Origin of the sequence: Chryseobacterium sp. PET-29, assembly GCF_025736815.1 — a bacterium.
GTDB lineage: Bacteria > Bacteroidota > Bacteroidia > Flavobacteriales > Weeksellaceae > Chryseobacterium > Chryseobacterium nepalense.
Map to the genome: position 1 here is coordinate 401,638 of NZ_CP107053.1, position 26,603 is coordinate 428,240.

Annotated in this window: 22 protein-coding genes; 14 read left to right on the plus strand and 8 right to left on the minus strand. The window is 33.5% G+C overall.

Annotated elements, in window-relative coordinates:
• Nucleotides 1-149: 149 nt before the first annotated feature.
• The gene (locus tag ODE14_RS01750) at nt 150-821 is read left to right on the plus strand and encodes a hypothetical protein (RefSeq protein ID WP_263602725.1); all 672 of its coding nucleotides are present in this window, start codon (nt 150-152) and stop codon (nt 819-821) included.
• Nucleotides 822-951: 130 nt separating this feature from the next.
• Here ODE14_RS01750 and ODE14_RS01755 read toward each other — a convergent pair whose 3' ends face one another.
• The 4 genes from ODE14_RS01755 to ODE14_RS01770 all read right to left on the minus strand — a co-directional run bounded on the left by ODE14_RS01755 (nt 952) and on the right by ODE14_RS01770 (nt 5,848).
• A complete protein-coding gene (locus ODE14_RS01755) occupies nt 952-4,128 on the minus strand; it encodes a M1 family aminopeptidase (RefSeq protein WP_263602726.1) in 3,177 nt (1,058 codons plus the stop codon).
• A gap of 2 nt (nt 4,129-4,130) precedes the next feature.
• Nucleotides 4,131-5,003 (minus strand): ABC transporter ATP-binding protein, encoded by an 873-nt coding sequence (locus tag ODE14_RS01760; protein ID WP_263602727.1) that lies wholly within the window; start codon nt 5,001-5,003, stop codon nt 4,131-4,133.
• Between the two features lie 120 nt (nt 5,004-5,123).
• Nucleotides 5,124-5,330 (minus strand): helix-turn-helix domain-containing protein, encoded by a 207-nt coding sequence (locus ODE14_RS01765; RefSeq protein WP_263602728.1) that lies wholly within the window; start codon nt 5,328-5,330, stop codon nt 5,124-5,126.
• A 2-nt stretch (nt 5,331-5,332) separates the two neighbouring features.
• Nucleotides 5,333-5,848, minus strand: a complete 516-nt coding sequence (locus ODE14_RS01770; RefSeq protein WP_263602729.1) for a DUF2975 domain-containing protein — start codon at nt 5,846-5,848, stop codon at nt 5,333-5,335.
• 1,163 nt (nt 5,849-7,011) lie between these two features.
• Between ODE14_RS01770 and ODE14_RS01775 the strand changes: the two genes are divergently transcribed.
• From ODE14_RS01775 to ODE14_RS01790, 4 genes are all read left to right on the plus strand, one after another.
• A complete protein-coding gene (locus ODE14_RS01775; protein ID WP_263602730.1) occupies nt 7,012-7,317 on the plus strand; it encodes a helix-turn-helix domain-containing protein in 306 nt (101 codons plus the stop codon).
• Complete coding sequence (locus ODE14_RS01780) at nt 7,314-8,540, plus strand: type II toxin-antitoxin system HipA family toxin (RefSeq protein WP_263602731.1); 1,227 nt, start codon at nt 7,314-7,316, stop codon at nt 8,538-8,540. The genes ODE14_RS01775 and ODE14_RS01780 overlap by 4 nt, the downstream gene beginning before the upstream one ends.
• A 682-nt stretch (nt 8,541-9,222) precedes the next feature.
• The gene (locus ODE14_RS01785) at nt 9,223-9,636 is read left to right on the plus strand and encodes a recombinase family protein (protein WP_263602732.1); all 414 of its coding nucleotides are present in this window, start codon (nt 9,223-9,225) and stop codon (nt 9,634-9,636) included.
• A gap of 3 nt (nt 9,637-9,639) precedes the next feature.
• The gene (locus ODE14_RS01790) at nt 9,640-10,368 is read left to right on the plus strand and encodes a recombinase family protein (RefSeq protein ID WP_263602733.1); all 729 of its coding nucleotides are present in this window, start codon (nt 9,640-9,642) and stop codon (nt 10,366-10,368) included.
• Nucleotides 10,369-10,497: 129 nt separating this feature from the next.
• Here ODE14_RS01790 and ODE14_RS01795 read toward each other — a convergent pair whose 3' ends face one another.
• Complete coding sequence (locus ODE14_RS01795) at nt 10,498-10,803, minus strand: hypothetical protein (protein WP_202270306.1); 306 nt, start codon at nt 10,801-10,803, stop codon at nt 10,498-10,500.
• Nucleotides 10,790-11,077 carry a helix-turn-helix domain-containing protein gene (locus ODE14_RS01800; protein WP_263602734.1) on the minus strand — a complete coding sequence of 96 codons (288 nt, stop codon included), beginning with the start codon at nt 11,075-11,077 and terminating at the stop codon, nt 10,790-10,792. The genes ODE14_RS01795 and ODE14_RS01800 overlap by 14 nt, the downstream gene beginning before the upstream one ends.
• Before the next feature lie 310 nt (nt 11,078-11,387).
• Between ODE14_RS01800 and ODE14_RS01805 the strand changes: the two genes are divergently transcribed.
• The 8 genes from ODE14_RS01805 (at nt 11,388) to ODE14_RS01840 (ending at nt 23,040) form a co-directional block, all read left to right on the plus strand.
• Nucleotides 11,388-12,347, plus strand: coding sequence for a hypothetical protein (locus ODE14_RS01805; RefSeq protein ID WP_263602735.1), 960 nt, complete (start codon nt 11,388-11,390; stop codon nt 12,345-12,347).
• Nucleotides 12,348-12,895: 548 nt separating this feature from the next.
• Nucleotides 12,896-14,209, plus strand: a complete 1,314-nt coding sequence (locus ODE14_RS01810; protein ID WP_263602736.1) for a hypothetical protein — start codon at nt 12,896-12,898, stop codon at nt 14,207-14,209.
• A complete protein-coding gene (locus ODE14_RS01815; protein ID WP_263602737.1) occupies nt 14,182-14,829 on the plus strand; it encodes a condensin complex protein MksE in 648 nt (215 codons plus the stop codon). The genes ODE14_RS01810 and ODE14_RS01815 overlap by 28 nt, the downstream gene beginning before the upstream one ends.
• Entirely contained in the window at nt 14,826-17,852 is a 3,027-nt protein-coding gene (locus tag ODE14_RS01820) for a DNA repair protein Rad50 (protein WP_263602738.1), read from the plus strand. The genes ODE14_RS01815 and ODE14_RS01820 overlap by 4 nt, the downstream gene beginning before the upstream one ends.
• Nucleotides 17,842-18,060 (plus strand): hypothetical protein, encoded by a 219-nt coding sequence (locus tag ODE14_RS01825; protein ID WP_263602739.1) that lies wholly within the window; start codon nt 17,842-17,844, stop codon nt 18,058-18,060. Before ODE14_RS01820 ends, ODE14_RS01825 begins: the two co-directional genes overlap by 11 nt.
• The gene (locus tag ODE14_RS01830) at nt 18,057-19,001 is read left to right on the plus strand and encodes a hypothetical protein (RefSeq protein ID WP_263602740.1); all 945 of its coding nucleotides are present in this window, start codon (nt 18,057-18,059) and stop codon (nt 18,999-19,001) included. Before ODE14_RS01825 ends, ODE14_RS01830 begins: the two co-directional genes overlap by 4 nt.
• 159 nt (nt 19,002-19,160) lie before the next feature.
• Nucleotides 19,161-20,978, plus strand: coding sequence for an ATP-dependent nuclease (locus tag ODE14_RS01835; protein ID WP_263602741.1), 1,818 nt, complete (start codon nt 19,161-19,163; stop codon nt 20,976-20,978).
• Nucleotides 20,968-23,040: a UvrD-helicase domain-containing protein gene (locus ODE14_RS01840; RefSeq protein WP_263602742.1), complete on the plus strand. Its 2,073-nt coding sequence runs from the start codon at nt 20,968-20,970 to the stop codon at nt 23,038-23,040. The genes ODE14_RS01835 and ODE14_RS01840 overlap by 11 nt, the downstream gene beginning before the upstream one ends.
• A gap of 710 nt (nt 23,041-23,750) precedes the next feature.
• On the opposite strand, the gene ODE14_RS01845 is transcribed toward ODE14_RS01840, so the two are convergent.
• Together ODE14_RS01845 and ODE14_RS01850 are read right to left on the minus strand one after the other, a co-directional pair.
• Complete coding sequence (locus ODE14_RS01845) at nt 23,751-24,671, minus strand: hypothetical protein (protein ID WP_263602743.1); 921 nt, start codon at nt 24,669-24,671, stop codon at nt 23,751-23,753.
• Between the two features lie 78 nt (nt 24,672-24,749).
• Nucleotides 24,750-25,667 (minus strand): putative phage abortive infection protein, encoded by a 918-nt coding sequence (locus ODE14_RS01850; RefSeq protein WP_263602744.1) that lies wholly within the window; start codon nt 25,665-25,667, stop codon nt 24,750-24,752.
• A 634-nt stretch (nt 25,668-26,301) separates the two neighbouring features.
• On the opposite strand from ODE14_RS01850, the gene ODE14_RS01855 reads away from it, so the two are divergent.
• A complete protein-coding gene (locus ODE14_RS01855) occupies nt 26,302-26,529 on the plus strand; it encodes a hypothetical protein (RefSeq protein ID WP_263602745.1) in 228 nt (75 codons plus the stop codon).
• The last annotated feature ends 74 nt before the right edge of the window (nt 26,530-26,603 follow it).

A 26,603-nucleotide genomic window follows, 5' to 3' on the forward strand; every position in this document is an offset into this window, starting at 1 on the left:
GTTAAGCAATTGTCCGATTTTGTATTTAACAATGAAAATAGATTTAATTTTTATTTTTTTTAAAGCCCTGCTTAGCATTCGGAAATTAGAAGATGAGAATCGTTTTTTTTCTTATTTTAGACGGGTAAAATATTTAAATGACCTTTCGTATGCTTAAAAAGCTGTTATTTATTTTGGGATTTAGTTTAATGTTTGGTTCGAAATCCAAGGCACAAAACAGCACCCTATTACCATCTGATGTACTGCTATTTCAGGTAACTGCCAAGAAATCTGTCTATAAGGGTAAAAATGCCCTTGTCTTGGAAATGCCAGGACAGGCCGTTGGAGACAACACACTGGCGATCCTTAAAGATGTTGATTTTCATAACGGCGTTATTGAAGCTACAATTAGTGGCCAGCCTATGGCAAACGCGGGAGAGACAGCTCGTGGGTTTGTAGGTATTGCATTCAGGGCAGCTTTAGATGCTTCCAAAATGGAAGTTTTTTATTTACGTCCTACCAATGGCCGTGCAGACGATCAGGTTCGCAGAAACCACTCCAGCCAATATATTTCCATTCCGGGATTCCCCTGGGAAAAACTAAGAAAGGAAACACCGGAAAAATATGAATCATACGTGGATATTGTGCCTGCAGAATGGATCAAAATAAAAATCGTAGTAAAGAATGAAACCGCCAGATTGTATGTTAATGGTTCTTCTCAGCCTACTTTGATCGTCAACGACCTGAAGCAGGGTAAAGATCTTCGGGGAAGTATTGGATTATGGATAGGCCCCGGAACTTTAGGACACTTTACTGATGTCAAAGTGACCAAAGAAGATTGATATATGACCATCAAATTATTTAGATTTTGAAATACTTCCTGAAAAGATCCCCGCAATGTAAAAGTGCGGGGATCTTTTTTCATTAATTGAAATGTGATTGGTGATCTGATGATGTCTACAGATTTTAAAGTTATTCAGAACTGAATAAATTATAGATTTTCTTCTTAATCTTTTCATCAGGACTTACCTTGTAAAATTCTTGCAGCAAATCCAGACTCGTGGGTTTTTTAGGATATTGATTGTGTAAAAGGAAATTTTTAAGCGCTGTATTTACTTTATCTTCTCCAATCAATTCGCTAAGCTTTACCATAATCACCGCACCTTTTGAATAAGAAATATACGTATTTTCACCGTTCACTTTGTATAGCGGCTGATTTTCAGATAACCCTTTTTCATTATCAAATATCTGTTGATGCATTTTCAGTTTTTCCAGCATTTTTTCTTTACCGTGCATTTTTTTGTAGATCATCATTTCGGTGTACATAGCCAGTGTTTCGGTTAACATTGTTGCACCTTCTCTGTTGTCGGGATCGATCTGACTGTTTCCCCACCAGAGATGCGAAAGTTCGTGTCCGGCAAGTTCATTGATAACATCCTGACCTCGATCTGCATGAATATTCGCATGGAAAAGCATATCTTCCGTCATAAAAATGGATGATGGATAGGCGGTAGCGGCAAAACCTTTGGTGAATGAAGAAACTTCCGCAAAGCTGATGGTTTTAAACGGATATTTTCCAAAATTCTCTGTACAGTAATCCAACGTGATTTTAGCATTTTTAAGTAAATGATCTACGTTCTCCGAATGTTTTTTGCTGTAGAAAATATTGATTGTTATCCCTTTATAAATGATGCTTTTTACCTGGTATCTGGCAGAAGAAACCGCAAAGCGAAACGGAATTCCATTCGATTTGTAATGAAAATAGTTTCGGTTATCTTTACGGTAATGTTGAATCAGATCTCCGGTTCCTACCGCAATCTGATCTTTTTCTGTGGAAACGGTCATATCAAGATTAATAAAATCCTTTTTGACTACCTCGGGAGCTTCTAATTTTTTCAATTCCGATTGTTTTCCCAGCTTAAATTCTGCCCGTTTTTCTTCATCTTCAATTTCATTACCGGCTTGATATCCGAAAGTAGGGAAGTATCGGCTGATCCTCATAAAAGATCCGTTATCTATTATGGAATTGAATGAATCATGACCATTGACCGCTGACCATCGATAGGAAATTTTAAAATTTAGACTGGCTTTTTCTCCAGGCTGTAAAGGTTGTTTTAAATCAATTTCAGTCACTGTCTCATCGATTTTTTTTGATACGGAATTGATGTTGAAACGGGCTGATTCTATTTGGAGATTGGGATTGAAATTAATTAAAATCTTTTCAATAGGTTTGTCTGTTTCATTGGTCAACTTATATGTTCCGTTTATCTTATAAGAATTTTCAAAGGGATAAAGCTGTATTTCTGTGATTACGTTTGTAATTGTCGGCTCTGCAATATTTTTATAGTGTTTGAATTTCTGTTCGTAATGAGCAGACTGTATCATCTTTTCATCTTCATTTTGAGGAATATAGCCTTTCATAAAAAGATTTCCGGCAAAAGCTCCTATAGATAATACAATGACGGTGAAAATGAGATATTTGAAATTCCGTTTTTTTGTTTTGAGGTATTCATTAATCAGCCAAAAACAAGAAATCACACCTAATCCGAATAACAGTCGTTCTGCAAAAGCTGAAGCGTAAGGTCCGTATCCGTTAAAATCACTGTAAACGCCTTTGTAATCAGAAAATATTCTCAATAACGGACTGGATATAATCTTTTTTGAAACCGGTCCGGCGAGTATAAAACCTGCAAGCACGGAAACTCCCAGCGCTACAAATCGATTTTTGATATTGTCGTTAATCAGCAAAATAAATGCTGAGAAAAAGATCAATGGAAGGGTATTGAAAAGAATTGTTCCTAAATACGCATTCCAATCGATGTGAAAATAGCTGTAAACAAACTGAAATATCAATCCTTCAACAATTAAAATACCGGTAAGAAAGAAAAATAAGATACTGATGGAAATAAAATGACCGCTCATTCTATTTTTAGAAAAATAAGTACTTTTCTCAATCAGTGAAAACCCGGATGAATGGCTTCTCCAGTACAGGTCGTTGATAAAATAAATGGTAATCAGCATTCCAAACAAATGAAAATTTTCCGAAATGGTGGTCGACATCAATCCTGAACTCGCATATTGCTGAGGCAGACGGATTCCTTTTTCGATTTCAGCATACATTTCCATTCCTACAAAAAATAAGATCAGTATTGAAACTGCTACAATAGTAATGCTTTTAAAGAGGTAAATAAGATCGATTTTTGTAAATGACAAGACGGATTTTATATCAGAAATAAATCCAAAATCAGATCCTGTGGTTGTAAATGCTCCTTTATTTTTAGTAAAAGAAACATTTACCATCTGCTTTTTGCTCTTACTTTTATTTTTGTTTTTGGAAAGAGGAGAAAATGAAAATAGTCTGTAACTCAATATCAAAAGTAACATTGAAATCATCAGAAAAGCGATTCTGTTGATCAATAAATATCCTGAAAATGGTACTGTCAATTTATTCTTTTGCAAAGCCGATAATGTTCTTGCTTCAAAAAAATAGGCTGATATCCCGAAAGGATCGATCAACGCTGATAATTGCTGTGTTTCCAGGGATTGTGGTAAGCTTCCTGCCATAAACGGAGAATTGGAAAACACAAGGATGATCATATAAAGAACATAAAGGAACAATCCGCCGACAACAACCAGAAGCTTTTTCTTTGTGGTAAATGAAATGAAAAATAAGAAGCTGCATACTACAATGCAGTTGATTCCTCCGAAAATTAAAAGAGGGTAGAAGTAATGCCAGAAATGAAAATGGTGCTGAATCTCACTTCCTGTCCTTAGATTTTGTCCAATCACAAATCCAATCATCAGAAATATAAAACTCAAAAAAGTCTGCAGAAAAAAAGTGAGAAACTTTCCGTATAAATATGTTCGTTTTGAAAACGGATATGAGAAAATAAGAATGTCAAATTTCGAATCCCAATCTTTAAAAAGCACCTGAATGGCAAAAATTATTGCAAAAAAGATGATAACCAAGCTCAGTAAGCCTGTCATAAAACCAATGGTATAAGGTGAATTTAAGTAAATTCCCTCCCCAACGGTAAGATTGAACCGGTTTCCACAAAAAATGCCGATCAACAGTAGAATTAAGGCAATGAGATATACAGGCCAACGCTTGATTGTACGTTTGACCTCAAATAAAAATAAAATATTCATAACTATGAGTTTTGGGTAAGTGTGTTGAAATAGACGTGTTCCAACAAAGGATGTACTGATGTAAAATCAGGAAGCGGCTGTTCTGAGAAGGCGGTAATGTATAATTCTCTTTCGATTAATTGCTGGCTGATAATCCTGTAATTAGATTGATAATTTTCCAGCTGATCTTTCTCAATGGGTTTTGACCATATCTTATTTTCCAATCCGGCAATCAGTTCGTTTGGATTTCCCTTGCTGAGGAGTTTTCCCTGATTGATAATGGCTACTTCAGAACATAAATTGCGGACATCTTCAACCAAATGCGTAGAAAGGATCACGATCACATCATTGCTGATCTCGTTAAGTAAAGAATTGAAACGATTTCGCTCTTCAGGATCCAGACCTGCGGTCGGTTCGTCAACAATGATGATCTTTGGGTTTCCCAGTAATGCCTGAGCAACACCAAAGCGTTGTCGCATCCCACCGGAAAAGGTATGGACTTCCTTATTCTTAAAATCAGAAAGATTTACTTTTTCCAACAGATTTAAAATCTGGTTATTCCGCTCTGTATTGTTGCTGATGCCTTTTAACAGGGCAATGTGCTGCAAAAGGTCATACGCAGATACTTTGGGATAAACGCCAAAATCCTGAGGGAGAAATCCGAGATTTTGTTTGATGTGATCAGGATTTTTAGAGACATCTGTTCCGTTGAAGATGATCGTCCCTGAAGTTGGTTTCTGTAGTCCAACGATGGTTTTCATCAATGATGATTTTCCGGCTCCGTTGGGTCCCAATAAACCGAACATTCCATTTTCTATTGTTAAAGAAATGTCTTTAATAGCTTGAAAACCATTTTTGTAGATGAGGTTTAGATTGTCGATTGTTAAAGTATTCATAGGATTGATTTTAGGTCATAGAATTCCTGGCAACGTCTCTATTGCTTTAAAATTTTGCGTAAAAATGTTAAGGATAAAGCTTAATTGACGATGGCCACGAAAGCTTTCTGCTTTATTTAATTATTCTTCTTTAAACTCAAGAATATCTCCGGGTTGACATTCCAATGCTTTACAGATGGCTTCCAGCGTATCGAAACGCACGCCTTTAGCTTTTCCTGTTTTAAGAACAGAAAGGTTCACATTGCTAATTCCTATTTTCTCTGCCAATTCTTTACTCTGCATTTTTCGTTTGGCAAGCATGACGTCTAAGTTGATGATAATTGGCATTTTTATATAAATAGATCTTGTTCGTTTTGTAAATGTAATCCCTGTTTAAAAATATTGGCAAGGAAGAAACAGAAAATTCCCAGCATGAAATGAATAAAGACCAATCCCCAAATGAAGCTTTCCACTTCCACAAAGAAATTGGCAATCATAACGATTGGTAAAGGAAAAAACATATTATAAATGTAAAATCTTTTAAGATGTACGATATTTTCTTCGGTAAATAATTTTGACTGAAAGAAAACCTTGAACACTTTTGCTGACAGCCAGAAAAAGATGCCGTAAGTTAATAAAACCAGCAAAAAAGACAGGATAATATAAGAATAGGTGTTTTCGATATTGAGAAAAGGCTGCTCTGTAAATGGGTAATTAATATGCAGATACAGATCTTCTTTGTAAGGCGTTACGGCAAAACCGGTCACCAGGCAAAATACCGAATAAATAAACGTGCTAAGATACCCTGCGGATAATATAATGCACAGGTAACACAAGATTTTTGAAATATTTTTACTCTGATTCATAGCATATGTAATTAATTTGTTAATGCAAATATATAATTAATTATCGTAAAACATTAATTAATTATTTTTTTAGTTTACGATTTTTCCAGTTGATCTATTGATCATATATGTTAGATGATGTGGGATGATGCAAAATAAATTAAAATGGCGCGTACTTTAGATATAATAAAAAATCTATAAATAGTATCTGAACTCTGTTTGTATTTTCAATATTTAGAAGTATTTATTACTAAAGAACTTAAGATCATAATTCTGCTCTTTCTTAAATGGTCATCCTAGTAATAATGAAAATATTCATCCGCTTATGATGCATCCGGCGGATTGTTTATATGATCATAGATCATTGTATCAATGTTAAATTTTGCCCGTGAGGCTGTCCGATTTTCTGTAGCAAATCTATTCCGTTGTCCCTGCTGAAAAAAAACTTTTTGGGTATCTGTGACCGGAGATCACGGAGCCTCCGCAATAAGATTTCTGACCTGCATCAATATTTCTTCTTATTGTTTTTTGGAATTGATTCCGGTTTTCATTGGGACTGCTTGAATGTGTTGATCCGCATAGAAAAGTCAGAAACCTCACAAGATGCAAATGCAGTTCATTGAAATTTTGATCCTTATAATTACCCTTGGTACCAGTCCGTATATCTTACATGATAACAGAATAGTTATATCAGATGTCTTATCAATCTGTAGACTATAAAATGCTATATTAAAATGTATGATACGATCTTAATCAGGTGATACCCTTCGGTAAAAATGAAAAGTCAAGATTTCCTTCAAGCTGCAATCTACAGGTTTTTTAACAGCAGGTGCGGGAAAAACAGGTCTCCGCCGCACACGGAGCAATTCAGATGAAATTCAATATTGTCAACAAAGAGGAATCTCATCATCAATTATAAACTTGAGAAGGATCAACAATTGAAAAATACCGCTAAAATTAACCCTATAATAGAACGAATGGATGAAAACAAAAAATTCTTTAATTCTTTACAAAAAGTGGTTTGTGTATCCGAAGATTCTTTTATTGCGAAAAACAGTGAAATTAAAATCAATATTCAAAATTATAATAATAGGGGCAGATAACATTTTTATAGTTGCAAAATCGTATATTTGTAATACAATAGTGATAATTATTTATATTTTACACGATTAAATAATACCTTTATGTTACTTATATCTGCTTCAAAGGCACAAAGAAAGATCGCTGAATATGTCCGAGATCGAAGGCTCGCTTTGGAACTCACTCAGGAGGGCCTATCAGAACGGTCCGGTGTTGCATTGTCAACACTGAGAAAATTTGAACAAAAAGGATCGATTTCACTGGAATCATTCATAAAAATTTTAGTTGTAGTAGGAGGGTTAGAAGAAGTGCTTAAAGTTCTTGAACCAAACAAGCCAATCTTCAATTCAATAGATGATGTTGTAAAACATGAGGATGTTAAAATTAAAAAAAGAGGTAGAAGAAAATGATTACACCGGTTGCAGAAATAAAAGTCGGATTAGACTTTGGTTCAGGAATAAAGCCTGTAGGACGCCTTGCTATAAGTAATGGGACTATCTATTTCCAGTACGATGATGATTTTGTCAATTCCGGATTTGAGATCTCACCTTTCAGACTTCCTTTGAAAAGAGGGCTTAGCGAATTGCCTCTTCATCCTTTTGACGGCTTAGCTGGTGTTTTCAGCGATAGTTTACCGGACGGGTGGGGCAGATTATTATTTGATCTGATAAGATCTTTTGGATTGATGCCTTCTGATGTAACAACACTTGACCGCTTGGCGCACGTCGGATTACACGGTATGGGAGCATTGATTTATGAACCGGATAACAGTCCTGTAGTTCCCAAAGATAACGTTGAGCTTGATGTATTGGCAGTACAAACTGAGAATGTGCTTACAGGAAGTTCAGAAGAGGTAATTGCTGAACTTTTAGCTCTGAATGGTTCGTCTGCAGGTGCAAGGCCAAAAGCACTTATTGGTGTAGATAGTGATCATAAAAACATTTTATACGGCGCTCAAAACTTAGAGAATACTTTTGAACATTGGTTGGTAAAGTTTTCAAATTCGCAGGACGGACCTGATTCTGGTGCAATAGAATATGTTTATGCACTGATGGCTGCGGAAGCCGGTATTTCTATTCCCGATGTGCATTTGTTTCCTTCTCAACGAGGCAACGGATATTTTGCAGTAAAGAGATTTGACAGGGACAAAAATAGAAGACTGCATATGCATACTGTCAGTGGCTTGCTGCATAGTAATTTCAGGTTACCTTCACACGATTACGAAGATTTACTGACTTTGACTGCAACTCTGACAAAAGATATTCGTGAGGTGGAAAAAATGTATCGATTGGCAGTTTTTAATGTTTTGGCTCACAATAGGGATGACCACGCAAAGAACTTTAGCTTTTTGATGGACGACTCTGGTAATTGGAAGCTTTCACCTGCCTACGATCTGACTTTTTCAACCGGTCCAGGAGGTGAGCAGAGTACTATGGTCTTGGGAGAAGGTAAAAATATTACTATAAAACATTTGGTAAAGTTAGGTCAGGAAGCCAAATTATCTAAAGGCTTTATTGATAGCACTATAGAGTTGACCAGATATGCATTAAATCAGTGGAAAGATTTATCATACAAATATGGTGTAAACAAGCGCAATGTGGAATCAATTAACCGTATAATTACCAAGCTTTAACTATTAAAACATAAGTGGAGACCAGAAAGAGCTGTTGGTGGCAAAAGTGTTACTTAGTTCTTTACTTTTTCAGAGGTTTTCAGAGTTGAATAACTTTTATACATAAATTTTTAAGCAATATAAGTCCTAAAAGATCTAAACTTCAATTTTTATGATTGCAGTTTATTCTATTATAATCCAATCATAAAATATTGTACTTAGTTAATAACCCAAATAGGCACTAAATGGCCAACTAGCTGTTTAGAACGCATTTCCATTCGATATTTATTGCGATTTTAGCTTAAATACTTTTTCATTTGAAATATCGGTTACCCTTAAAAGGCTGAAATCAAAATGATCAAGTTTTCTCAATAAATTATAGTGATAAGTACTCAGTGGCAATGCGTAACAAGGGGAGACAGAATGATTCTAAAGGTAGAGATTTGAAGCAATTCGAATTCGAACCGATTATGAAGTTTAAGGAAATGCCAGTTGCCGAGGCCGAGAAGATATTAAAGATGTCAATATTAATATGTCTGAAGAAGAAATTGAGGATATATTATCTTTTCTACATACACTTGTTAAGATGACTCCCAAAGAGTTGATTTCTGCTAACAATTAATTTTGTATTTTAGTGCATATAATATTGATAATCATCTGAATATCAATATTCATTAGTTTCTCATCCACTAATAAAAAACTTATGCAAATTGCCGATTTATATATCCGTGTTTCTACGGACGAACAAGCTGATAAAGGTTATTCGCAGCGCGATCAAGAAGAACGCCTTCGCAACATTGTATCTCTCAAAAATATACGAATTGATCGTATCATCTTTGAGGATCATTCCGCAAAAACTTTTGAAAGACCAGAATGGCAGAAATATATGGATAGTTTCAGAAGAGGCAAATCTGGTAAAGAAACCAGATTGCTTCTATTCACAAAGTGGGATCGGTTCAGCCGTAATATTAGTGAAGCTGATCAAATGATATCAAAACTTACTAAATTGAATATTTCTCCCCAAGCAATTGAACAACCATTAGATCTAAGAGTTCCTGAAAATAAACTATTGCTAGCCATCTATCTTTTAACTCCTGAGGTGGAAAATGATCGATGAGCATTGAATGTCTTATATGGAATGCGCAGGGCAATTAAAGAAGGTAGAATGATGGGGACTGCTCCTTATGGGTATATTAATAAATGCACAGAAGACGGCCGAAAATATGTAGCAATAAAAGAACCAGAGGCTTCTAATATTATATGGGCATTTAAGGAAGTTGCGAAGGGTCATCTACCCAGTGTAAAAGTCAGAGAACTAATGAACAAAAGAGAGGGCAGGAAACTTACAAGGAACTCATTTCTTGAGGCTCTTCGCAACGTAGTTTATTGTGGAAATATAATCTTAAAAGCGCACGGAGATGAAGAAGAGAAAATTATCAAAGGTAAACATGAGCCTCTGATATCCGAGGAGCTATTTGATGATGAGCGAAAACTTTTGGAGGAGAACATCGCTAAAATAGAAAATAAGATTACAAAGGCAAGAGATTTATATCTGGAAGATAAATTAGATGAAGAAGATTTTAGAGCAGTTAAGACAAAAAATAAGGATGAACTTGACCGACTCTTATTCAAACTCAATTCGATCAAACAAACCAAAAAGAACAATAACGTAGAACATAGGCTATATGCGGCTTTGAATGCTGTCACGCAAATTTCTGAAAGGTATAAAAAAGCAGATACGGTTGATAAAGGGGCTATAATTGGTTTGATATATCCTGAAAAGTTAACCTTTGACGGAGAGAATTTTCAAACCGCCAAATCAATAGTTTTGTTAATATTATCTTTCTGATAAAGAAGGGATTAGGAAATAAAAAAAACCGACAAAGAAGGGGAAAATCTTCAAATGTCGGTCTTGTGAACTTGACAGTATTATCTTCGAACCAGTTTCTTGCAGATATTGATCGAATTTTAAATGTACTTAATAAACAATTTTGAAGTTTAAAAAATCAATAGTGCTTTTACAATCTGGATGATATGATGGTGTATATTTTATATAACCAAAATCTTGTAGTTCCTTAAAATATTTATGATAGGTCGGAGTCGTTTTGATGTGTGATTGAAACATCAATTTACTTCTACTAACGAATATAATTTCTTTATCATTTTGGATGTATGCAATTTTGATGATTGCAAGTAATAATGTAATATGCCATACAGTGAGTCTTTCATCTGCTGTAATTTGAATTAAATAATTGAGCCAATTAACTGTATTATCCTTTTTCATTTTCAAACAATTTTTTTAAATCATCTAAATTGTAATAATACGATCCTAAGACTTTTTTAAATTTAACCTTTCCTGTTACCCTAAGATTTTGGAGTGTAGCTGGAGAAATATTCATGAAAGCTCGTACAGACTTACTTCTTATCCATTCTGGATCTATATTCTTTGGCGTAGATCTAACAGAGTGTAGTTTTTCATCAAATATTCTTTCTATATCAAACAATAGTTGGATTTTAAATTCCTGCAAATCTTCTTTTGTTAATAATGATATTTCCATTTTTAATATTTACATCAAATATATAATTAATGTTATTATTTATTTGATTAATAGTTGTTTATGTTTGTTTTTTTAGTATTAATAAAGTTTAATATATAGTCAATTTAATAATGGCTCAATACTTTAAAAAAGTTTGATATAAACGTCTGCAATTAGGAAATGAAAAGAAAATGTAGGACAAAAAATACTTTAGTTAAGGGGTTGACACTCAATTGATATAAATTCACGAAGAATTTAAAAAGATATAAGTTTTCAGCTATCTCTTTTTAATTGTGTATAATGATTTGTTTAACCTTATTCGTAATTGAGTATGATTATTAAGTATTATTTAAATTCGGAAAGTAATAAAAATCTCTACTGCCAGCTTAGTGATGAAAATATTAAAGTAACCTTTGATATGAAATATAATATTGATCCTCAAAGTTGGGATTATAGTAGTGAGAAATTATGTAATTCAGATCCTCATTTTTTTACTTTAAAAAATTTTAAAATACATCTCTTCAGTAGATCTGTTGAGTTACAAAAATCCGGAAAAGATTCGGTTGTAGAAGTCTTAAAAGAAGAAGCTTTACATTTATTTCATGATTCTGGGATTAATGGAATTTCTAAGAATGTCTTTAATTTTTATGCAGATAAATTCGGATTAGATACATATGATAAGTATATACGGGCATTTGAAAAGTATACAGGACTACAACAGAAAGATTATAAAGTTGAAATTATAGGTTACATGCTACATTTTCATACTGAAAATGTAATCTATGAAATGGATACTTATACCGGGAGATCTTTGTTGCTTAAGGAAATTATTAAAAACAAAAGATATTTAGATATAATGGAGTTGACTGAGGTAAGCATGTGGAGTGAAATATATGATGAAAATATTGGTAAGCATAACTTCCTTTCTAAGATGGCTGACGAATTTGAGATGTGTCTTAATAATAATTTTAAGAGGACAGCAGTATTGATAGAAGCAAATGAGAGTATTAAGAACAGAAAAACTGAGATACGAAAAATATTCCAAAAGTTTATTGATCAATCCAATGAAAATGTTAATTGGATTGATTTAGCTTGGGAAATAAGTGAAGAAATTCTATTTCCTTTAGCGGTTGTTACGATGACAAGTATATTTGATTTAACCATTTGTTGCCAAGAATATTGTGAGTTGAATTTCTATAATGAGAATGAAGAATGGGAGACTATTTTTCTGGATTGTGGACTTGAAGAAGATAATAGCATTCAAGGTTTTCATATTAGACTTCTTAAGTAAAGTAGATTCAACAATTGATTCATTGAAATAACTTTAGAGATTTAGCAACTCTGTAAAAGAGGTTCAGAGGTTCGAATCCCTATCTCCATTTATGGAGTCTTTTACAAAAGATTCTTTTTTAGCATTAACAAGTACTTCTATTTCATTTTCAAATGATTCTGGAATAAAATATTGAATATTGTAAGCGTTAGAGAGGAAGGGATTCGAACCCTCGAACCCTTTTTAAAAAATTAAATTAGGCATTGAAAACACAGGTTCGGGGTATTTATAAATCGTAGTAAATATTGCAAATCCATGTATAGAAAATCTAAGATAACGACGGCTACTTCTGTTGATATTTTTCTTGATAATTTTTATTCCATACTAATAAAAAATGCAGAATAACTGAACCGCGCGGTATAAAATCCCAGTTATGATCGGTTTATGCTTTCCTTTTACTTAAATTTTGTCAATAATTAAAACGGATAACCATAATAAATTGCATAGAGTTTTTAATATATTTGTTAGAGAGCATTTTAAGTAATCTATTTTAATACTTCTTTAGCCATTTGAGTGATTCTTTAAAATCTGATTTTAATTTTGTCAGCGTTCTGGATGAGAACGAAACATATAAACTTCTTTTTCCACCAAAAGAGGTAGGAATGGCCGTTGTGATAATTTACGAGCAAATAATCAATAAGGAGTTTCTTGACGATAAGTTCACCGAGAAAGATATTCATATTGCATTTGAAAAGATCTATCGCACGAATATTCGTTATCCTAAAGAAGTTTACAGTGGTCATATTATGGATCTTCAGGAGTATTTTCTCGATTATGACCAGGAAAAGCAAAAATATTTTTTCAAGGATTACGCATATAAATTCTGCTTACACGCAAAGGAAACGCTTAAGGGGGTCTTTAACCCAACTAGGATTCAACAGATATGCGCTTATTTGACTTCAACACTTAAATTATCTGATAATATTAAATTTTGGCTACAGGAAACTTTTAAGAAGTTTGAACCAGATCTCCGAGAGCAAATTGATTTTCTAGATCGCCAGATAGCCTTATCAATCGAAGAATTAAAAAGTGATATTAATTTTTCGGATCATAGTTTTATCAACGTATTAGTGGCAACACAGGATCGTTTAGCTCAGTCTCAGACTCATGTCCAAGAGTTGCGTGCGGCATATTCTGAAACTAAAAACATTCGTGCTTTATTGGATGCAATAGATTTTTCTGACCCTGTAATAAATGATTTGGTTTTAGACGTCCACTCTTGTTTAAAATATATTAATGATCGCCTTAATTCCATTGACAGAAAACTGGATCGAATACAACCAAAAATCCGAAAGTTGTTTTCAACCCTAAACAAACCTTCATTTAGTTCCAAAGTCGAGAAATTTATTCTTTATCTATTGAACCAGAGTTCTCTTGAGAATAAAAGTATAATTTTCCCATCTAATATTTTTGTTCCGCAACTGCATATCGATACGCCTGAATTTACGATTGTGAGTCGGGATAAAGAATTATTTCCGCCAAAGCCTAAGGAGCGAAAAGTATATGTCCAAAATATGGAGAATGTTCAGCGAAATTTTGAAAAGTTTAATGCTGAAATAAGAGAAATTGAAATAATAAATAATTGGGAAACTTTAATATTTGCTGCACTTGATTTAAAAAAGGAAATAAAGTTGTCTTTGTATTTTTATGACATCATTAAAGAAACAGGAAGCAGTCAAATTGCTGTTACTGTTTTGTTCAATGTAATAAAACAGGTTTACAATAGCGAAGGGAAATTTAAATTAATTACGGAAAAAGCTCTGGAGAGAAGCCCCGAATATAAAAATATAACATTATGGAAAATGTCAATTATCAAAATTTAATGTTTGGCTTTCTAATTGATGATGAGGCCCAGGAAATTTTCGCAAAAATTGATTATCAACTTAAAGATGGTGTCCATTTTCAGAACTCCGGAAACCAAACCCGATATTTTGGATATATTAAACGAAATATGGAAAGCCTAAAGAGTTATTACCATCAATTTTTCGGTGTACTGCTTAGTGAAGGAGGTGAAGCTCCCGATAATTATTTTTACTTAGATTTCTATGGTAATGACAGGGGGAATATATCTTCCAAGCACAGAAATATTCTGAAAAGCGAATATGTTATTATCGGGTTTATCATTTATAAAATTGTATATATAGATCTGGACGTACTACTAGACTCGGTTCAAAAGCTTAAGGAGAAGATAAGAATTGACTATGACGATTATAAAAGAGGAATATATTACCTAATTGCGAAATCCAAGAATGTAGGGCCTGGAAATGTAAATGACGCTATATTGGATTCTGTAATACAATCTGCTCTACAAGAATTTAAAAAGATAGGTTGGATAACCCTAGAGGGTGATGAATTCAGTTTACTCCCAGCTTTTGATAGATTAATAAAAATTTATGAAGAGTATATTTTAGACATAGATAATACCTTAAATGAGCTGAAATGAAAAATTATCCAAGAATAAGAAGATTGTCAACGCTGGGAATAATTAGGCATCAGCACTTTGATTATGAATTTGGTCCCTTTAGAACAGACTTTGTTGGTGAGGGAGGTGCTGGTAAAAGTATGATTGCAGATATGCTACAGTTGATATTTGTTGGAGTCCGATATTTTCATTCTCCGACAGAAAGCTATGGTCCCCGTGAGGCTAAGACCCTTGTTTTGCGAACTGAGGGAAAAGGTACTGATATGGGCTATGCCTTTTTGACTATTGAGCTTGGCAAACATCAATACGTAATCGTAGGGATCTATCTCGAAAGTTCCGGTGCAGCCCAAATGTTTATTGTGCAAGCTCAGGAAAATTTTGAACCCGATATAAAGTTGGTGCCATTTACACAATTGTTAGGAGTTGAGGAATTTCAAAGAAATAATACAATCTTACCTATCAATGAATTACGAGATCATATCAGTGACAATTTTAATTTATTCTGTGAAAGTTGGGAGAGAACACAATTTTACCACAAGATTTTATTTTACAATGATATACTTCCACTTGATCTTTCCGTGAGTAATCAAGCATTACACAATTATGCAAAAATTATCCAGACATTTTCCCGTAAGTCTCTTGACATTGATGCAAGCAGCAGTTTACAGTCTTTTCTATTTGGTGACGAAATTGAAAAAGAATTCATGCGGAGATTCGAAACAACAGTGGAAGAGCTTCGAGGTGATGAAAAACAGTTCATCGATAACTTAAACGAAATCGACAAACTTACCATAAAACAACAAAAACTCAGTGATCTGCTTGATTTGAAACTGCAGAAAGAACTGGCTTTTACAGATTATATCAAAGCTGCTTATGATTTTTATGATCAGCAACAAGATGTATTACTCTCCCAGCTTGAGCAATTGATCATTAAATATGATGAGAGCACCAAACTACTGCCGTTGCTAAAAGAGGAGCTTTCTACAAAACTTGATGTAATAGCTGAACGTAAGCCTATCATTGAGAAACAGGTTGAAGAGGCCCTTATTTTGGCAAATGAATGGAATAATAAGCACAAAAATAGAGAGACCTTTTTAAATTGGTTAACTGAGTTTGGGGTTACTGCAAAACAGCTAATTGCCAAGTATGATAGCTATCAGGAATCTAAAGATGGTATACGCAGAGTTAATGAACTTGAAAAACTAATAAAGGATAATAATATTTCAGGCAATTTGCTTTTAGATCTTTCCGGAAAAGGTGTGTTAGTTCAGATTCAGCAAAATTGCGAGAAATTGAAGGAAGAACTTGAATTTAAGAATAAGTTGCATGCTCTAAATAATATTGACGAACCTACTTCTATCGCCAGATGGGCTCTGGAATCCAACAGTTTTTTTGATCTTAAACAAGAAGGAATTATAAGAAAATACCAAAATCAGGATGTTCGAGTGGATGAGCCAAATAATAGTTTAAGTCGATTCATACCAGATCCCGACGTTTTACTAAAAGGTGAGATTCCAGTTTATAAGGAAGAAGAGGATGGTTTTTGGCTTAATCTCAATGGTGTTTTGGAATTTATTTCGACAGATTTTAAATCTGTTTTCAATACAGGAAACAAGCTAGATATAAAGAAGTATTTTGAAAGTCAGACCACTAGTATTATTAGCGATATTAAAGCCTTGGATAAAGAGTTGGCAGAATATACTATATTGTATAAAATTTTTGAGCATTTCACGGATCCCGATGAATATCTTAAAGCCTGGAACTCTAAGTGGGATTTAGAGCTACAACTTCAATCACATGAATTATTCTCTCTAAAAAGGGAGGAAGTACTGTATTATCACGATCTTAGCCTTGATCATGAAATTCCTCAAAAAAAGATTGATTTTACTAACAGCTATAAAGTTTTAAAAAATCAGGAGAATGAGCTAATTAGTTTATATACCAATCTACATAATTTAGAAGGATCCTTTATTGAAGCTGTTTACAATAATGATATTCAAGAGATAGTTGGCAGATGGAAATACGATCTAACTGAAAGTTTGAGTGTAAGCGATATTGTGACAAATTTTCATGATAATGAATTTTATGGTCAATTTTTAAAAATTTATGATGATCAAAAGCAAAACTACTTAGCTTTTAGCAGGATTAAAGAAATAGATAAACTTGCCGTTGAGGCAAATGCAAATAGAAATGAAGCATATGGTAAGTCTCCTGATATTTTTAATTCATCCTATGTAAGCCAAAAAAGGGTATTGGAAGAAGTAGAGCGATTGCATGAAGAGAGTTTAAATGCAGAAAACAAATATATCGTTAAGTATAATATTATAGCAGGAGAGAATCTAAGTAACAATGTTAAAAGGTTTGAGGATTCTGGGGATTTCCAAGGCTTATGTTCGGAAATTTTACCCCCAGAAATTTTAAGTGATTCAAATATTCTTGAAAAAGATGTAATTGAAAAGATTCGGAAATATCTGGCTGATATTAATTTGAAGAATAAGAAGCTTAACTCGCGTAAATTAAATAAGTTAGCTGCGATAATAGACGATGTGTGGCTTGAAGTCAGCAACCAGCTGAATATGGCGCGGTATGTTCGAAACTTTCTAAATGATGATGAAAAGATAATTTCCGGAGGACATAAGGCAACACTTTCTGAGACAAGAGATAATTCGCTCTCACCTGAATGGATGCAAATTTTCGTTGACAATATCAAAGAAGATGCTGAACTTGGTTCTGATTATACATTATTTGCAGAAGAAAAAGGAATATCAAATGAACTTGAGAAATACCACTCACTTACAGAGAAACTGCAACAGGCCTATTATCGGTCTGGTGGAGATCATAATCTCAAACCAAAGATTAAAGAACTATTGAATCCTAAATCATATTATGGACTGAAGTTTTCGATGGTAAACAGTTCTGGAAAGAAAAATGATGGCAGTACGAGTCAAACGTATTCAGCGATAGCATTATTATGTATGGCAAAATTATCTCTTCTTGAAGTCCAGCAATCGATACAAGAGTGCAATTCGGTTTATGGCAATTGATGAAGCGGCCGGATTAGGGCAGAACTTTGATATGCTGTATAAAATTGCAGAGGCAAACGATTATCAGTTAATTTCTTTGTCAATATCCCCACATAAAATAGACGCTTCTAAACAAAATATTTATCTTCTTCATAATAGTGTGGAGAATGATGAAATAAATTACGATCCCATACCAATATTTGGATCAAGCGAAAATGATTTAGTATGAAAACAGTAGAGTGGAAGCATTTGAGAGGGTTACATCAATTGTATACTGAGGGCCGGACACGACTAAAAGTATTGAACAATACTTATATAAAAAAAATAATCTTCGATCAGAAAAAATTAATAAGATACCAAAAAGGAAATCATTTGGTACTTGAGTCTACGAATAGATTTAAAGTGTTTTTTGAGCGGGAATTTCTAGCGACGTTTGAATATTACAATAAGTTTTTTGAAGAATCGGGCTTAGAAAATAATAGTAAGAAAAATTTTACTGAACAGGATCTGAAAGCCCTGATATTTGTTTTTTACAATAAAGGGGAAATCCGCAATAGGATGACGACCAGGAAAAAACTTTCAGCTGAACTTTTTAGGAAAGAAAACTCAAAGTATATTGAGAATCGCCCCTCACTGGAAAAAGCTATTTTGCAGTTGCTGGAAGTCGATTCTTTTCCGGAAAATGATCCGAAGAATCATCAATGGAGATGGGTGGTTGATTGTTTACGTCCTAGGTTTATAGTACTGTGCGAGAATTTAGATTGTTTAAAGGTTCCCGTGGAATATAAGAACAATGATATTGAACTTTGGTATGTAGGTGGTAATAATACCAGACCCTTGCTTGATATTTCAGCGGACAAACTAAATCTCCCTATTTATTATTTCTGTGATTGGGATTACAACGGTCTTGACATCTATTGTCAGGTCCGAGATATTTTTAATGTAAAAGGAAAGGAAATAGTTCTCATTGAACCGCCTGAAAACTCAAAAAAGCTACCGGTTGCCGTAAAACATCACAAAAGTAAATGGAAAAATCAACGGGAATTTTCTGGACTAGATCGAAATCATTTCACCAAGAAGCAGATAGAATCGATCAAACAATTAATTTCTAAAAACGAATGGATTGAAGAAGAATCAGTTGATTTGATTGAATATTTAAAACATTTCTAAGATTGTGAACCATGATTTCTTATGCACAGAGTTATCCTAAATCACTGTCTAATTTAATTGTTTAATAAGAATATCAAGTACATTATTTCCTTTAGAAATTTAGTATCAAGCCTTGATAATATTTTGTATTTTAATCCCAACCAAGAAAACTCATCATAAATGTACATATCCTCTTTAAAACTTTGGAATTTCAGGAAATATGGAAGTCCCGTTTTCGATCTAAATTCTCCTCATTTAACAATACCTTTTAATAAGGGAATAAATATTCTTATCGGAGAGAATGATTCGGGGAAATCAGCCATTATTGACGCCATCAAGCTTGTGCTAAAAACTCATGCCTATGAATGGATAAAGGTTGAAGAAAGTGATTTTTATACTAATGGAAATCAAATTTCTCCAATTTTACGAATTGAGATTGAATTCGCCGGTATTACTAATGAGGAGGCGGCTAATTTTACGGAATGGTGTGGAACTCAAGACGAAGTCATGAATGTCGAAGGAGGGAAAGAGGTGTTTCGAAGACCTAAACTGCATCTGATTTATCAAGTAGAATATAAAGATGGACGTATACTTCCAGCCGACGTTAAAGCTGGCATGGATGGTGTCGGAAATACATTAACTGCTGAAGCAAAGGATTATCTGAAGTGCACCTATCTTAAGGCTTTAAGAGATGCGGACAATGAATTAGCCGCAAAGAAGAATTCCAGGTTATCGCAGATCCTAAAGGAGCATAAAGAGTTTAAACAAAGGCAGGAAAATGGTCTGCATGAATTCGAGGAACTTTTTGAAGGAACAAGCGAACAGATCAGAGAGAAATTTAGAGATGAGGAACAAGGATATCATACGAATATAAAGAAAGTGGTTGACGACTTCATTGGCTCGTTTATCGGTGATAATTCGGAGTCAACATTCGATTTTGGCCCCACTAGAATCACGAATATTCTTGAGAAAATGTCTCTGGGTATCATCGATGCTAAAAACCTGGGCCTTGGAACAATGAATCGTTTGTTTATGGCTGCAGAATTGCTTCACCTCAGAAAGCCGGATTGGAACGGATTAAAACTCTGTATGGTTGAAGAGTTGGAAGCACATCTTCATCCTCAGGCTCAGTTAAAAATAATTAACCGTTTAAAAAAGGAAGACGGAATTCAGTATATTCTGACGAGCCATAGTCCAAATATAACTTCTCAGGCAGATCTTAGGGAAATTATAATATGTAAAAATAATAATGCTTTCCCTTTGGGAGAGGGTAATACGAAATTGGATCGTAAAGATTACAAATATCTAGAACGCTTTTTGGATGTGACCAAGAGCAATCTTTTCTTTTCAAAAGGAAATATCATTGTGGAAGGCTGGTCTGAAGAAATACTTCTTCCGACCCTTGCCAATAGACTGGAAATGGATCTGACAAAAAATGAAATATCGATTATCAATGTTGCATCCACCGCGTATCTTCATTTTGCTAAAATATTTCTGCGGCAAGACGAGCAAAAAATGCATGTTCCTGTAGCGATAATTACCGATTTGGATAACAGGCCTGATGAATTTGGTGTGTTTAAATCTTTCTTTAGAGAGAATAAGACATTCAAAAACAGACTCTGCAATATCAATGTACTTAAACGGGAACTGAAACTTACGGATGTAAAACTAAATATTGCCATTGAATGGACGCTTGAATGGTGTCTGTATAAGTCCTGCTTATCCGATCTTTTCAAGGAGGCGGTAGCAAGGGTACACAGTAATACAGAGGAGTTCAAAAAAGAAAATAATGCTTTTAAAGCTTCATTTGAGGAAAAGTTCATTACTAAGTTATCGAAGACAACTGGTACATCTCCAATTGATAAGGTAGCGGTTATGAACGTATTTGCCGAATTATTGGAAAATGATGAGACAGTATCAACTGAGCAAATTGCTGAAGATCATTATCTATCTTACTTAGTAAGTGCAATAAAACATGTACATGACTATGAGAATTGATCCAGCACATCTTAGAAAAGCAGAAGAGATTTTGATAAAGGGCGAGGAATTTGATGATGAAAGGAGAGAGTTTATCTATCATATGGGTACTGTTGATTTATTGGCAGTACCAGGAAGTGGAAAAACTACAGCTTTACTTGCAAAGTTATATTGTTTGGCTAAGCAGATGCCCTTCAATAAAAATCAGGGTATCTTGGTGCTTTCCCATACAAATCATGCCATTGAGGAAATTGAAAAGATTTTAAAGCCTCTCTGTCCTCAGTTGTTTTCTTATCCAAATTTTGTTGGAACCGTCCAAAGTTTTGCCAATAAATTTGTAGCCAATCAGGCCTGTTTTGAACTTTACGGTAGTTATATACATAAAAATGATGACGAAATTTATTTTTATGAAGCAGATCTATTTTTCCGAAAATTGATTTATTCTAGAAAAGGACAGCAACCGCAAAACTTAAAAAACAAATTGTTAGCAGTGGTGAATGCGGGAAAAACTGTTGAGTTTTCTGAAGCAGAAGCTAATGTCAAAATTTTTTTGAAAAACTGTTCATTCAATTTAGAACAGAAAAAAATTACAATTGGTAATCAAACAAAATTTAAATATGGGGGTGTAACCGAGCCATATTATATTGAGTTGGAACAATGGAAACTAAGTTTACTGTCACAGGGTATTTTGTCATACAAGGACACTTTTGATATTTCAAAAAGATATCTCGATCTTGCTGGTTCTTTGCATCTTAAAGCTATCTTGCAACATAGATTTGGATATGTATTCATTGATGAAATGCAAGACCTGGATTTTGATCAGGTTCAACTGATAGAAAACATTTTCTTTACAGAAGGTTCTCAAACTGTTATTCAAAGAATTGGCGACCGTAACCAGGCAATTTATTCAAGTTCATCCCTAAATAGTGAGACTGTATGGGTTACGAGAAATGAGATTGATCCTGAAAGGTTTGAAAAAGACCTCAGTCTTAACAATTCACATCGATTAACACCAATAATCGGCAATCTGGTTGATGGTTTTGTACTTAATCGAAATGAGGGCTATAGTGTCGTAGGTACTTCTAATCGTGAACAAATTCCTCCGCATATTTTAGTATATAAAGATGAAACTGAAGCTAATCAACTAAAAGAAAAATTCATCAGCTTAATAAGGCATTTCCGTCTTGAAACGGATCCAAAAAACGTTGAGAGAGGGTTTCATATCATTGCTTGGACGACGGACAAGGAGGTAGGCTCTGAAAAATGGTATTTAAGAAAACTTTTTCCGGAATATTCAAGGGAAATTAAGCAGAAAAGAGAGGATTTTGATTGCCTAAGGAAATATATTTTTTTGTTTGACCGTCAAAAGCCAACCTTCGAAGCCGTTAGGAAATCGCTTTTAAATGGAATAATTAGGGTGTTACAAATTGAGAATATATACTTCGCGGAGAATCCACCGAAAAAATTTCGTAAATCCACCCTCATTCAGTTGCTTAGAAGCAAGGGACAGGACTATTATGAGCCCTTCAAAGTTAGATTGTATGATTGGTGTTACTCAATAGTGGTCAACGAGGACTATGAAACTGTATTTAATGATTATTCCAGTTTTATTGTTAATGAATTGTCAGATTTGATGCCGGGTTTCAGGATTGCGAGTTCTGGTGGATTTATTAATAGAGAATTTGATTTTAAAATTACTGAAATTGTGGAGACTGCTGCTGTTAGTCAACCGGGAGATCCTTTAATTAAGTTAGGGTCTGTTCATTCGGTGAAGGGGCAAACGCATTGTGCAACAATGTATATTGAAACAGATTACCATAAATCTGAAATTGCTAAATTGACCGTTTTTGTTAAGGGGACTAAGACAAGGCCAGATTTTATTGGTAAGAATCCATTATTTTTTCAGGAGCAAGATTTTTCACATTTAGGTAAAGCACTGTCAAATGAGACCTTAAAAATGATGTATGTAGGTTTTTCGAGGCCGACGGATTTGCTCTGTTTTGCCGTTCGCGAAGAAAATGCTGAACCTCACATAGAAAAATTTAGGGAAGCAGGCTGGAATGTAATACTCGTAAATGAATAGTTTAGACCAATAACTATTTGTGAAATAACTCGGAATCAGTTGGAGTTGCATTTTCATTCAAACAATATCTTTATAAGGTAATTCAATCGTTTAAAAATTAATAAAGTAAAGCAACACTAATATGTTACTTTACTTTTTAAATACATTGAGTTTTTTATTCTACTTAATACTTTCAAAGAAGGATAATGATGGCAGAAGTAGTTCGACAGGCCCCCCTTTCTCTCCGCTGGTAGGAGATGCAAAACTTTCAAAACCGCTTAAAATAAGTTTAAAAAGCTGTAATTGTTGAAATTACAGCTTTTGGTTTATGGTCAAATTTTCAGAAATGTGGAAAATTAAGAATAATCATAGCAATTATTTTTTACCTAAAATTGGTTTCTTTAATGTTATGGTGGTATTAGGTGTGATTATGCTTGGTATCTTGAGTGGCAAGTAAATTAATTCGAACTGTATTCCTAAGAATTTTTAATTATGTTAGAAAATAGATAATTCCTTTTTTAAGATTCCAAACATTAGATTTAATGAAAAGGCTTTAAGGATTTTCACCAGTGATGGTTTGCGCCAATTTTGCTTTGTCAGGCATTTCTGCTAATGTTTTATCTAGGGGTAAATAATGATTCATCAGAAGCTTGATCACCTCCGGCAATCTTAAGGTTGTCTATAAGATCCATTGCTAAGGTTTCTTCTTCAATTTGTTCTTTCACAAAACACTATTCCCAATCATCAGGAGGTGGAACTGGTTTATACTCTCTGTAATCTCGATATTCTTTAACTTCATTTTTTATGCGTAGTTCTTTCTCCTCACCTCTTGTGTTGAACATCGTTTTCCATTCAAAATTATGCATTACACCATCTATACAATTTTCGGATAAAAAACGAATACTAGGAATTAATTGTGATTGCCCTTCAGTGGTTTTGGAATTCCAGTTAAACTTAGTGGAACAGCGTAATTTATTTGCAAGGATCAATCTGGTTTTAGTATGTTCTACTTTTTCTCTAAAGCTTATGCGACTCAGATCTGACTGATTTTTATATTCAAGTTCCGGAGCCATGTACCATTTAAACTCGTCATATGTAATGAAATTAATGGGATTATCAAAAGGTTGGAATAGTTTAGCTATCTTATTAAACATCTCGTCATTTTGATGAAAAAGTTCATGGGGCAGATCTTGGTTGATCAGGACTCTACATCCTTTAGAAATGCTTTCTAATTTTGCGGCTTGAGTTACTGCATCACCAAGAATAAACCTTCCTAATTTATGGGATTGATTTGTTTCGATGATTTCACCATACGCCAATCCTCCTCGGCATAAAATTCCGTTATTTACTGCATGGTGCATAAATTTAGAACAAAACACTACAACATCTTTAATCTTTTTTGACCATACAAAAGCACAGTCAGACAATTGTGTGATTTTGAGGGCTGTATTTTCATCCCCCAAAGAAGACAGTAAGTCTCGGAATTTAGCCAGAATTGCGGCTCCGAGGAACTGATTTGAAAATTTTGTTGGATCATCAAGCCATGGTGTAAAATCATTTTCATCCAATTCGATTTTACTGTTGGTAAGTGCAGAGATTCCCAAAATATCTACAAAAAACACTGCGCCCTTGTAATTTTCAAGTAATTCCATTATAAAAATATTTCATTTAAAAGGTTAAAAGTCATTGAATTCAGAATGTAATTCTTACTTATTTTAATTTGTTAATGTTTAATTATCATCGTCTTCATAATTCATTTTAAAATAATCGTTAGGTTCATAATCTTCACAGTAATTTCTAGGAATATTTTTGATGATATTGTATTTGATGATGTATTTATTTTTTATCCATTTTTTTCCAAATCTGGATAAGATATTGAAAAAAAGGATATACAATTCAGGATTAGATAATTGTGCTCGATAAATCTTTATGAGATCTTCTTTTTCTTTTTGGTTTAGAAATTTTGAGCTGTCAACTAGTTTTATGGCATTATACATATTCCTAAAATATGTACTTAAGTGTGTTTGATTTGTTCTTCCGCATTTTAAATCAGGATTAAGATCGATTTTCGTTTGTATTTTAGCGGACAATTCAAGATGTATAGGTGCATATCTGCTTAGTTTATCCTGAATAAAAGAAATCCAAGAGCCTTCGATGCCGTAGAAAAAAATCATATAGACTATATCAGCAACTTCTTCTTCTGTAAATTCATAATTATTTTCGGTAATTACTTCCCTTACAATTGGGAAGAGCCTATGGATTTGAATTTTAAACTGAACAAAAGCTCTTCTACCTTCATAGAAATCATCTGTTCGTGTTCTATCAAGATTTGATACTTTTAGCTGATTGACATTTTGATTATGATAATCAATCATTCTAAAGAAATTTGTTTCCAGAGTAGATTTCTGAGCCTCTCTATTTTGATGTAGAATGGTGTAAATAAGAAGTAAAACACTCATTATACTAAATATTGTCCCAATAAATCCACCAAAAAAATCACCAAATTTAGAGGCTAATTCCGGATCTATAATTTTTGAATTATTGAATTGATAGGATATATTAAAAATGATTATAAAAAATGATATAATTCCAATGGTTCCAAAGAGAGCTGAAAGTAAAATGAATATTACTTTTATAAACTTGTTCATAAATAGAGTTAAATGGTTATTAGCAGCATTATTCAAGCATTAAATTTGATTTATCTAGGTCAAACAGATAGGATGTGCTTGAAATGGCTGTTTAACAAAACTAAGAATTTTTTGTAATTATAAGGGGAAATATAGGAAATTCCTCCCTTGCAGCTTGTTTCTTATCAATATGTCTTTTTGGATATCCATGTTAAAAACTTAGTAGAAAAAAGGAGAACTTTGGCGGAAAATAAGTATCAATTACAGAGTGATAATAAGTTCATATTTGATTGACTGTTACTATGTTTTTTACATTTCGTTGCATGGTAGAGTAGTCTCTTTTTTAGAAAATTATTTCTAAAAAACATCTATTATGTTCAAATGTTTTTTCAAAATTTTATACTGAACCAATGTCTAGAAAAAAGTGAATTTTGATTAGGCATGATTTTATTATATTGTTGGAAATTAAATTGTAATTTGTTTTATTTTAATCACTTATATCAAGTGGTTGGAATCTCTCACACTCCGTTACAGTTTTAACCCTCTTTTTTATCTTAAATAGGAAACTATAGGTCAAATTACCCCTTTGCACAAGATTCAACATCCATTTTATTGCCAGCTGAATATATTCATTTCTGCTTTTAGAATATATAAGATGGCTGCTAACAAAAGGAAAAAATCTTTAAAAAATCATACAAGGAACTGCACAGAGACATTTGAGCTGGAACCTATTATGAAATTTGAAGAATTGACATTGGAGCAGTCAGAGAAAATGTTGATAGATTCGGGTTTTGATTTAACTGCCGAAGAGGTAACTGAGCTAATGCAGCTTCTGAACATTATAGCAAAAATAACTTTGAAAGAGGTTTTCTCTGCTAAATAAATCTTTTTTGTATTTTAGTTCTCTAAAATACTTTAATAATCAATTTGTTACAGCATTGTGTAATTTTATATTGA